The sequence below is a fragment of the Paenibacillus plantarum genome (assembly GCF_013141695.1).
Taxonomy (GTDB): domain Bacteria; phylum Bacillota; class Bacilli; order Paenibacillales; family NBRC-103111; genus Paenibacillus_E; species Paenibacillus_E plantarum.
In genome coordinates, this window is the sequence record NZ_WHNY01000008.1 from 65,659 (window position 1) to 75,745 (window position 10,087).

A 10,087-nucleotide genomic window follows, 5' to 3' on the forward strand; every position below is an offset into this window, starting at 1 on the left:
CGAATCATGTTGTACAGAATACAACATCTCAATGACTTGCTACTTTCACTCGCACGATTCCCATCAGTTTCATATCTCCGCCTCAGTTACTCCCATTGGTTTCAAACTAGCTAGCCTTCAATTTCCCACCAATACTCTAACGCGGCTGAGGTGCGGGTATGGTGACGGGTGCTACCGGGGTGCGGCGTCGGGGGCTACCGGCAGGTGCGGCGTCGGGGGCTACCGGCGGGTGCGGCGTCGGGGGCTGCCGGCGGGGTCGGGTGCAGCTGCGGGTGGAATAAGTATTCGAAGCCCGGATTCAGCCGTCACACTCTCGGCATGTTGCATTATGTACAACATTTTTGCCCGGATTCAGCTGTTTCGGACTTCTATGTTGCATTTCATGCAACATTATTGGCTGTTTTGGGCCTAATTGGAGTTATTCGCCTCAGAATGTTGTATAAAATACAACATCAAAGTTGATTTAGCCCCGAGAGCCAGAATCATGTTGTACAGAATACAACATAACTTGGACTCCTCTACAAATATTCAATAAAAACTCACAAACAGGTTGTTTAAATAACCTGTAGGTTATACAATAGAAACAAATATGCCTATAAAGTTGAGGTTTCCCCTATGCAAATTGAGGTTTCATCCAAAAATATGCCCTTCCTGGAATGCTTCTCATCGGAAACTCGCGTGAAGATGATTGAACTGCTTGGCGAAGCGCCATTAAATATTAAACAGCTGTCCCAGCGACTAGAGATTTCGTCAGCGATCGTGACGAAGCATATTCAGAAACTGGAGCTAGCTGGCATTGTGCGGTCTGAGAACGTGACCGGTGTACGCGGCACGCAAAAGATCTGCTACCTGCAGCTTGAACAAGCCACACTTCAGTTTAAGTCGAAGAAGCCTTATGAGCATCCGACAACGACGGTTACGATTCCCATCGGCCAGTACGCCTCCTTCGACGTGAACCCGACGTGTGGCTTGGCGTCACCGACGCAGCTGATTGGCGTGCTCGATGATCCGCGGTATTTTGCGGATCCACAGCATGTACAAGCAGGCATTCTTTGGTTCGGCAGCGGTTACGTGGAGTACCGTATCCCGAATTTTTTCCATAGCAACCAGAAGCTTCGTTCGTTGGAGATTTCATTTGAAATCTGCTCGGAAGCTCCTGGCTTTAACGAGAATTGGCCTTCGGATATTTCGTTTTCGATCAACGATACGCCACTCGGACAGTGGACATGCCCTGGTGATTTCGGTAAACACAGAGGCGTACTCTCCCCCGACTGGTGGGGAAATGGCAACACACAACATGGTCTGCTGAAAATCATTACCGTGAATCCGCAGGGTTCCTTTCTAGATGGCACACAAATCTCAGCGACGACCATTCACGACTTAAATATTGTATTCTCCCAAGATGTTCATTTCCGTATTGCCTCCTTAGAAACGTCCACGAATTGTGGTGGTGTTACGCTATTCGGCAAACAATTCGGCAACTATGCTCAAGACATCATCGTGACGATGCAAGAAGATAAATAGAAATAAATAACCCTATTCCCCCACCTCAGAAAGAGGGAGGAATAGGGTTATTTTGACCTCTATTTTATACATTGGCATAAGAAAATTGTAAGCCATCCTGAACCGGAAGATAATGATGCTCCGTTTCCAAAATCGCATCTACTGTGCGAAATACATCGGGTTGGCGATGACTCATTTGTGCATTCTTTTTCAGCTTGAGCAAAACAGATTGATTCGCGATGACCTCTAGCAGCTGCCTTTTCATCTCGGCTGCGTTCTTCACTTCGACGGCTGCTCCGATTCCAACGAGATAGGCAGCATTCGCTTGCTCTTGGCCTGGAATTGGCTTGTACAGCATCATCGGCAGATCCAGCGCAAGCGCTTCGGAAACGGTAAGCCCGCCTGGCTTCGTCACGATCAGATCAGACAGTGCCATCAGCTCATGCACATGATCGACGAACCCTGTCACCATCACATGATGGTGCGTATTCGAGCCGCCCAGCTCTTCTTCCAAATGCTGTTTCAGCTTCTCATTGCGACCACAGACGAATACAAACTGCACGGGCGCCTTCAGATCATCCGACTGCAGCACCGATTTAAACGACTTCCCGATCAGCCCATGGCCCCCTCCCATCACAAGGACAGTTGGCATGTCGCGGTGCAAGCCATATTTATCACGAAGCTCCTCACGATTGTAGGTTTGTGTGAATGGCATGCGAAGCGGTATCCCTGTCACAACGATACGCTGTTCAGGAATCGCATACCGCAGGAGCGCCTGTTTCACATGTTCTGCCCCGACCAGATACTTATCCGTCCCCGGATGAATCCAGTAGCTGTGATCGGTGTAATCGGTGATGACCGTCACGGTCGGCACGATCGTAAGGCCGTTACATTTTAGATAAGACATCGCTGCCGCAGCACCTGGGAACGTACACACGACTTCCGTGGGCGCTTCCTCTTCTAACAAATCCAGCATCCGTTCGGTGCTGAATGACTTCATTCTTTTGAACAAATGGGATAACGCGGTGTCATGTCTGGTCTTGTGATATAGAAAACCGTATACGGAGGGCAGGCTTTTTACCCATTGCATATAACAGTATTTACCGAACCCATGCAAATACGGATGCGTCCACGCCAAATAATCGACGACCTTCACGTCCATATCCGGTCTATACATACGTACCGCTTCAAGAATAGCTTGTGCTGCTTTATTGTGCCCATCGCCAAGACTGCCCGTCAGTATCAAAAGCTTTCCTTTGCTTCTCATTGCTTCAGTCCCCTTTCGAGCTTATCCTGCCGCGCACTAGCAGCGGTCGATCCTGTTAACCACGTTCTTCTACTTCTCTCCACTAGATAGACGACTCCTTCTGCCACTAGGACTGCACCCACGATATCCATTAACACATGCTGCTTAACGAATAATGTTGAAACGATAATGAGAATCGCCATGCTCGTTACAATAATGGTGTGAGGCATCGCAATCCGTTTGGATCGGAGATAGGCTCTCATCATGAGGTAGGCCGTTAACACGTGTGTACTGGGAAAACAGTTAAACGGTTCATCCGAGCGATACACCCACTGGACCGTCCGCAGCAGCCAATCACCGCCTTCAATGTCCGGTCGCGGCACTGTCGTCTGATATATAGCATAGACGCTATAACACAAAAGCAAACCTATGATAAATTCCACGAGTGTCTGGATATAATTCGCGCGATCTCGATACGCTAAATATAGGAATCCTACGGCAAGAAAGACATACCAGGATAAATACGGAACTACGAAGCCTTTGATAAAAGGTATTTGTCGATCGAGATCCGTCATTAAACTGTACGCTGCTCCGTTATCTTGATTTAAATGTATATAAATGAGCCCTACTAACGGGATCAAAAGTAGTCCGCTGCACGCTAGCAAATAGGACATCCAAGCTTTTGTTCTCATGCCAAATCCTCGCTCTCCTCTACGTTAACTCTATCATAAAGGAGTAAAGCCATTTGCTAAACGCACCAAGGTACTGTCTTTCTTTAGCCAAAAGTCGTGAAAAAACCTAGACCAAAGGCGGAGTTGTCCACGTCCTTAGGTGCATATAAGATGAAGGTTGATGACGCCAACGCGTTGGCTGCTTAGCAGATGTCGGCACTATTGTTACTGTTACAATATTATTACAGAAATATTACAACATAATACAGCATACCAAATCATACGCGGAAAAGCATCTTCTGAGCATCTCAGTGTGAAGCATGTCAGTATGGTTTGTAATGCGGACTAGCGGTATCACGTCCAAAAGGCTATCACACTCTCCACTTGTGGATAACATTTTCTGTGGATATGTGTATAAGATATTGAAAAGATTATGCACAGCTTGCTTTGTGGACATGTTGATACTGTGGGTAATTTTGGGGATAAGTATGTATAGGGTGGATTTCCATGGCAAATTTGAGGGCAAAAAGAGGGAGGAAGGCGGATGGATAGAGCGAGAAGAATGAAGCGAGAAGGTAGAAGGTAGGCTGGCGGGAATGGACGACTGAGGGTAGAGCGAGAAACTGCTGGCAGAGTAGATAGAAGTTGATGGATAGTGGCATGTGTTGGTCGAGTGGCGTTGGTGGTTGGTGACTTGTGGATGGTTGTGTGTGGTTCGTGGCATGTGGAAGGTGAATTGCGTCGGGTGTGTGCGGTTCATGGCGTGTGGATACTGAGTGGAGATTGTTGCGTGTAGCTGCTGACATGTAGATGATTGAGTGGCGTTGGTGGTGTTAAGATACTCGCCCTCAGGCCGACTAACTGGATTTTCTCCAGCTAATTTCAGGGTTTTTCACTAAAATCGAGCATTAGATGGAAAATCTCCAGTTAAATCTGGCTGTTCGCAGCAAAAGAGGGAGAATAAGTCAAATTAGCTGTAGGAAATCCATCTAAACTGTGTTTCGATCAATTTACGCCGAAAATAGATGGAGGAAATCCATCTATTTCCGCCACTGCCGTCACTGCCCCCTCTACAGCCACCATCATCATCGCCGACGCATCCAACCCCGCGGATACGCCTTATTTTAAAAACTGATCCGTTGATCCCGTCGCCACAAAATCACTTAGCTTCAGCAGCTTCTTCTTCCCCATGTTGCCTTTTATCGTGTGTGAAGTAGGCTTCTCAGCCTTCGGATCGTCAACGATTCGTTTGACATAATCACCTGTAAGCAGGTTATAGTCTTCTTCGTCACCTGTCGTTTCGGTCATCGTCCCCGAATAGAAGGATCCCACCGTAGCGCCTATCAGGTACCAGTCTTCGTCTTGAAATCTGAAACGGTAATTCCCGTACCATCTGTCGTTACTTCCTCCGTAGAAACTCACGATAAGAGAACCTCTATCGATGAAAATGCCAGCTAGTGGATCGCCCCATACTCCGCCTTCATCGGCTTTCAGGATCGCCTTATCGGCCATAATAGAGCGTGTGTAGGTGCCATCTTTATTTCCAAAAGCAATCAAAAGTGCTCTTTCAGGTGCTTGGGCTCCTCCGCTATCCAGCTTTTCGATGACCATGGCAACGTCTTGGTTACCGTCTTTGTTCAAGTCACCTTCAACCCTCACAGGGCCGCTCTGCCGGACAAGCTGCTGCCAACCTTCGGGCATAAGAACTGCTGGATTTTTAGCCTCGCTCATCTTAGGCGTCGCTTCTTCCTTTTTCACACTGGTAGCAGCCGTTGGCTCATTTGGCGCAGCGCTAGTAACAACCGTTGTAAGCTCATCTGCTTGGCACGCGGACAACACCATCGTGAAAGCTACTACCATGAAATAACAGGGAAATTTCAACCACATCCCCTCCTTTTCGATGCATAACTTAGAACCAATCTTATTATTCACGAAATGTGCGAAATCCTATCACTAACCCAATGACAACGAATATGAGTCCTACTAAGGCTGTTCCATACGGGTACGCCAAAGGGAAAATAAGAGATGGCCAGCCGAGCAAAATGTCACTCTGGTATCCCACCGCAGAAGGTGAAGTTGACGTCAGATTGATCATATTCACCCTTTGTGGAACCTCACCCAGCTCATCAAATGTGAATCGATCTTCTTCAACCTGACCATCACTATTGACACTTAGAATGCGCCATGACAAGTTTTTATCCGGGGTAAACGCGGTTCCAGAGATTCGTTGAATAACCACGAACTTCTCAATCCCCTTCTCCTCGACGGTCATAATCCCAAAGTATCCATGGTACCGATTATCATCCAAGAAATTCGGCCTCACCAGGACAGGCCCCTCTACAGACCAATCCTTATGATTGATTGTCATTTGTAAATTCGCTTGTTCACGACTGGATTCATTAAATACGCCCGATTGGAATTGATCTGCAATTTCAATCGTCTGACCCTCCCACTTGTATACTCTAGTGTAGGTAAGCCGCGTCGCGTCGTCGCGTCGATTCATGTCCGTGTACTCTTCAATTGTATGAATAGCTTTGTTGTCATTGCCATCAGCTATATAATTCTCAACTGAAATACGATCTACTGGAATGGGTGCACCTCTCCCGAGAATCTCCACTTTACCTAATTTCATGAAATTCACATAGATATGTTCAAAAGTAAAGTCACGGTTAACACGGCTCCCGATAATCATCTCTTGTCCCATCAAGAACAATGGCTGTGCCGACAGCAACAGGAGCATAGTACCAATTAGTAACGGGATTAACTTGATAAGTTTCATGAGTTCGCCTCCAAACTTCAAGAAAGTCTTCATTTCCTCTTTCCCACTATGTTACACCGATTTCAGAAACTTTTTGCCCATACTTTACGTCTAATATTTGAAATATTTACCACAATTGGTGATGGGAAGTGGTTGCGAAATGAATTGGCGAGCAAGTTGGATGGTAACTTTGTTAGTGGTAACACTCGTGGGACTGTTAGGTAAACCTGCAGGAACCTCGGCGGAATTCATGGCTCAGGGGCCCTATCCCCCTGATGGTTTACGTATTCCTGGATCGATAGAGCTACTGTCGGATACAGCTTACTACCCTGCAGCAGATACACCTGCCGATCAGCCCGAAGGTTGGTTTTCTCCACAAACCGTAAACGTCATTGAGACAAATGGGGCCTGGTCTATTGGCGCAGCTAACTGGAAAATTGAGACGATGTTCGGCCCTCGTTGGATTCGTCCAAATCCGTGGGAGATTGATATCGCTCCACCCGATCACATTTTGCTAAACTCGGACACACCGCTTTATAGCAAAATGAGCGAACGAGGCGGTTCGGTAGCAGCCCTCGCGCCTCAAGAAGTGAAGGTTGTCCGTGCGGAGAAGCAGTGGTTTTACACGAATGACACGTCCAGCAAAGCCTGGATTCAGATTCATACGTCATGGATGGGAGACTTGTGGGCGCACATCCCGGTGAAGCAGATCGGCACCGTTCAAGACGTCAGCAAGCCCGTCTATTATCAAGGTATCTACGGCAGTAAGGAGCTGTTGCCCCTTTTACAATCTGGGCAGACTTCGATGGAATCCGCATCTGCTGGGGAAACACGCATCATCCAAGAGTATACAACGATTTATGACCGTTACTTCTGCGTTGAAACTGAAATGGGTCCTCTGTGGACTTCGCAAGCAGGTGTGACCATCGTCCCTACCGATGAAACACTTAACCTGACTACTGAGATTCCACTATTCACTGACCCAGCGAACAAAGAAACTGCCGTCATCTCTGGGGAGAAGGTCACCGCCTTCGAAAAAATCACCCAACCGTTATGGACTGGTAGAGGTCCTTATGAGATTTGGCATTTCTCAACTTGGTACCATGTACACACGTCCAAAGGAACAGGATGGATTAATCTCTTATATGGGGAGCCCGCGGACGCGGTGAACGTTCATTGGAAGGTATCCATTCATGGTGACCGTGAATTAATGCGTTATCCTGATGTGTACTATACATCTTCTGTCCTTTTGCTGCGGAATCAGGATGTGGAGGTTTCCGCGGTATGGAGCACGCCAAACGGCGCAACATGGCTCAAGGCCAGTAAGGAAGGACATACCGGGTGGATCCCTTTACAACCCTGGAACCAAGACAGATTCTGGGACCTCGATACGGGTACTGAACTGCAGATTGAAACCCAATATCCACAACAGGTTATTCTTAAGCTTGATAGCCAAGGCGTTCTAAAGTGGAACGAGAATGTTGACGCAGGCTATGTAAAAAAAGGCGTGGATGTCCTGAAGCTGAAGGTTCTAGCTGAGCAGTTAGGATACCAGCAAGCGGACGTGGAAGATCCGAATGGTGCCGTTCGTTATTCGAAAGGCGACTATGCCTTCGTTCTACACAAAGGGGAACAACGTGCTGATATCTACTGGAAAAATAGTTTAACCAAATCCGTTACCCTTAGCAGCATCCCCCAGCAACAAGAAGGTGAGTGGTACTTGGAACAGACGGATGTGAAGCTATTATTCGGCCTTTCCCCCATTCCTTGGTATGAGGGGCACGCTTATTATGAAGGAGGCTACAAAGTCGAGCTCGGTAAGCTCCCTGACAAGTTAGCAGGAACAACGGCTAGACTGCATGCTTTCCTTTACGATACACAGGTACAATGGACTCAGAAAAATCTCAAAGACGCCATCCAGCCACGGCTATCTTTGGAGGAAAATAATGATCTAGGCGGCAAGGATGCCTTATCATCGATCGCGGTTGCACCCGCCAGTAAGGCCGTTACCGCTGACACGGTCACGCCATTGTTCCAATTGAGTACTTCAAGAACCCTGACTTCTGGCCCTCATGACGTGAACATCGTTCTTCGAGTAGGTGAGCGAATCGTGTGGATGCAGCCTTGGCATGTGGTAATGGAATAGTTGATTGACAGGAATATACGAAAAAAGAAGCCTTGGAAGAGGCTTCTTCTTTTTGACTTCCTATGTGCTTAACTGCTTCTAATTCCCTGTCACTTCGTCCAATCTGCCTTCAAATGATTCCACAGATCTCTCTTGCCCATACAACTCATTCAAATGGGTGAGATGCGACATTCCCCAATCATTCATAGCCTGTAGGACCGTAGACATTCCTTTGCCGTGTTCGGTGATGGAATATTCGACTTTGGGAGGAATTTGGTGATAGATCTTTCGATGAACAATATCGTGATACTCTAGCTCTCTTAATTGTTGGGTTAGCATTTTTTTCGTTATATCGGGAATCGCTTTTTGAAGTTCGCTAAATCTCATCGTGCCATTCGAGAAAAGGTGAAACAAAACGATGGGCTTCCATTTGCCTACAAGAATCTCTAGGACAGTTTCAAATTTACAGTGGGGTTCCTCCATATTGATTTCCTCCTCCATTTCACTTAGGTATCTTTTTGTATACTAGGTTTATTTTGAGTAACTACTTCTCAGTATAGCTCCTAGGGATTATTATACGACTATATACTTACTTAATTCAAGGAGGTAATTTTATTTTATGAATATCGCATTGTGGATCGCACAGGGAATTTTAGCATTAGCATTTATTATGGCAGGTTCAATGAAATCTTTTCAGTATGAGAAAGCCAAAGCCAGTATGCCTTGGGTCAAAGAGTCATCAAAAGGCCTGGTAACTTTCATCGGGGTATCCGAACTACTTGGAGGATTAGGATTAATTGTCCCTTATGCGACAGGAATCGCACCTATTTTGACGCCAATTGCTGCTATTGCACTAGGTTTAATCATGGTACTTGCAGCCGTATTTCATGCGAAAAGGAATGAAAATTCAGGGATCGGGATGAACATCATTTTCTTGGCGATATTACTATTTGTAGCAATCGGACGTTGGTAAGTTGCATATAGCACCACACAATTACGAGTAGGAGGTCCAACTATGCTTTCCCCTGTCTTCTTGCCTCACGGCTCACCCTATACCATTTTCGAAAAATCCGAATTCACGGCGTTCCTGAACCGCTTTGGCCAGGAGAACCGCCCGAAAGCCATCGTCATCTTCTCAGCCCACTTCGAAAGTGAAATTACGACCATTGCCGCGACTGACGATGTGCATGAGATGGAATACGATTATTACGGGTTTCCTCCGTCTTATTACCAAGTTCAATATCCCGCGAGGGGCTCAACAATTGTTGCTTCCATGGTGGAAGCGCGTCTACGCCGAAATAACATTCCGGTTCAAATGAAATATCGCGGCATAGACCACGGCGTCTTCCCTATCATGATGCACGCTTATCCGGAAGCCGATATTCCTATCGTTCCCGTTTCTGTAAACCCGTTCTTGCCTGCGAGACAGCAGATTGCGATCGGTGAAGCACTGCAAGGACTTGAGCAAGATGGCATTCTCGTCATTGGAAGCGGTTTTTTGACGCATAACTTCAATGAAATTGACCGTGACAAGGATGCTCCACCACGCGCATGGGCCGTGCAATTTCGAGATTGGATTCGGGAAAAGGTGCTCGCCAGAGATATCGAGTCCTTAAGCCAATACGAAACGCTGGCCCCGCATGCAGCCCTAGGCGTCCCACGTGCCGAGCATTTCGTGCCTCTACTCATTGCACTTGGCAGCGGAAGCCCGGGGCGCGACATCCGTGTGCTGCACGACACCATCGAACATGGTTCATTAAGCACGCTGTGCTTCAAATTTTAAT

9 protein-coding genes are annotated in these 10,087 nt (G+C 47.1%); 4 read left to right on the forward strand and 5 right to left on the reverse strand.

Going from position 1 to position 10,087, the window contains the following annotated elements; genetic code table 11:
* Positions 1–615 precede the first annotated feature (615 nt).
* Positions 616–1,524: an ArsR/SmtB family transcription factor gene (locus GC096_RS03565; protein WP_171628926.1), complete on the forward strand. Its 909-nt coding sequence runs from the start codon at positions 616–618 to the stop codon at positions 1,522–1,524.
* 64 nt (positions 1,525–1,588) lie between these two features.
* On the opposite strand, the gene GC096_RS03570 is transcribed toward GC096_RS03565, so the two are convergent.
* The 4 genes from GC096_RS03570 to GC096_RS03585 form a co-directional block, all read right to left on the reverse strand.
* Positions 1,589–2,770, reverse strand: coding sequence for an MGDG synthase family glycosyltransferase (locus GC096_RS03570; protein ID WP_171628927.1), 1,182 nt, complete (start codon positions 2,768–2,770; stop codon positions 1,589–1,591).
* Entirely contained in the window at positions 2,767–3,441 is a 675-nt protein-coding gene (locus GC096_RS03575; RefSeq protein ID WP_171628928.1) for a phosphatase PAP2 family protein, read from the reverse strand. Before GC096_RS03575 ends, GC096_RS03570 begins: the two co-directional genes overlap by 4 nt.
* 1,098 nt (positions 3,442–4,539) lie before the next feature.
* The gene (locus tag GC096_RS03580; protein WP_171628929.1) at positions 4,540–5,301 is read right to left on the reverse strand and encodes a hypothetical protein; all 762 of its coding nucleotides are present in this window, start codon (positions 5,299–5,301) and stop codon (positions 4,540–4,542) included.
* A 43-nt stretch (positions 5,302–5,344) separates the two neighbouring features.
* Positions 5,345–6,199 carry a hypothetical protein gene (locus GC096_RS03585; protein WP_171628930.1) on the reverse strand — a complete coding sequence of 285 codons (855 nt, stop codon included), beginning with the start codon at positions 6,197–6,199 and terminating at the stop codon, positions 5,345–5,347.
* Between the two features lie 139 nt (positions 6,200–6,338).
* Here GC096_RS03585 and GC096_RS03590 point away from each other — a divergent pair, with 139 nt between their 5' ends.
* The gene (locus tag GC096_RS03590; RefSeq protein WP_171628931.1) at positions 6,339–8,324 is read left to right on the forward strand and encodes a hypothetical protein; all 1,986 of its coding nucleotides are present in this window, start codon (positions 6,339–6,341) and stop codon (positions 8,322–8,324) included.
* Positions 8,325–8,402: 78 nt separating this feature from the next.
* Here GC096_RS03590 and GC096_RS03595 read toward each other — a convergent pair whose 3' ends face one another.
* Complete coding sequence (locus GC096_RS03595; RefSeq protein WP_171628932.1) at positions 8,403–8,786, reverse strand: winged helix-turn-helix transcriptional regulator; 384 nt, start codon at positions 8,784–8,786, stop codon at positions 8,403–8,405.
* Between the two features lie 136 nt (positions 8,787–8,922).
* On the opposite strand from GC096_RS03595, the gene GC096_RS03600 reads away from it, so the two are divergent.
* Both GC096_RS03600 and GC096_RS03605 read left to right on the forward strand, forming a co-directional pair.
* A complete protein-coding gene (locus GC096_RS03600; protein WP_171628933.1) occupies positions 8,923–9,276 on the forward strand; it encodes a DoxX family protein in 354 nt (117 codons plus the stop codon).
* Positions 9,277–9,318: 42 nt separating this feature from the next.
* Positions 9,319–10,086 carry a DODA-type extradiol aromatic ring-opening family dioxygenase gene (locus GC096_RS03605; protein ID WP_171628934.1) on the forward strand — a complete coding sequence of 256 codons (768 nt, stop codon included), beginning with the start codon at positions 9,319–9,321 and terminating at the stop codon, positions 10,084–10,086.
* Position 10,087: the final 1 nt, after the last annotated feature.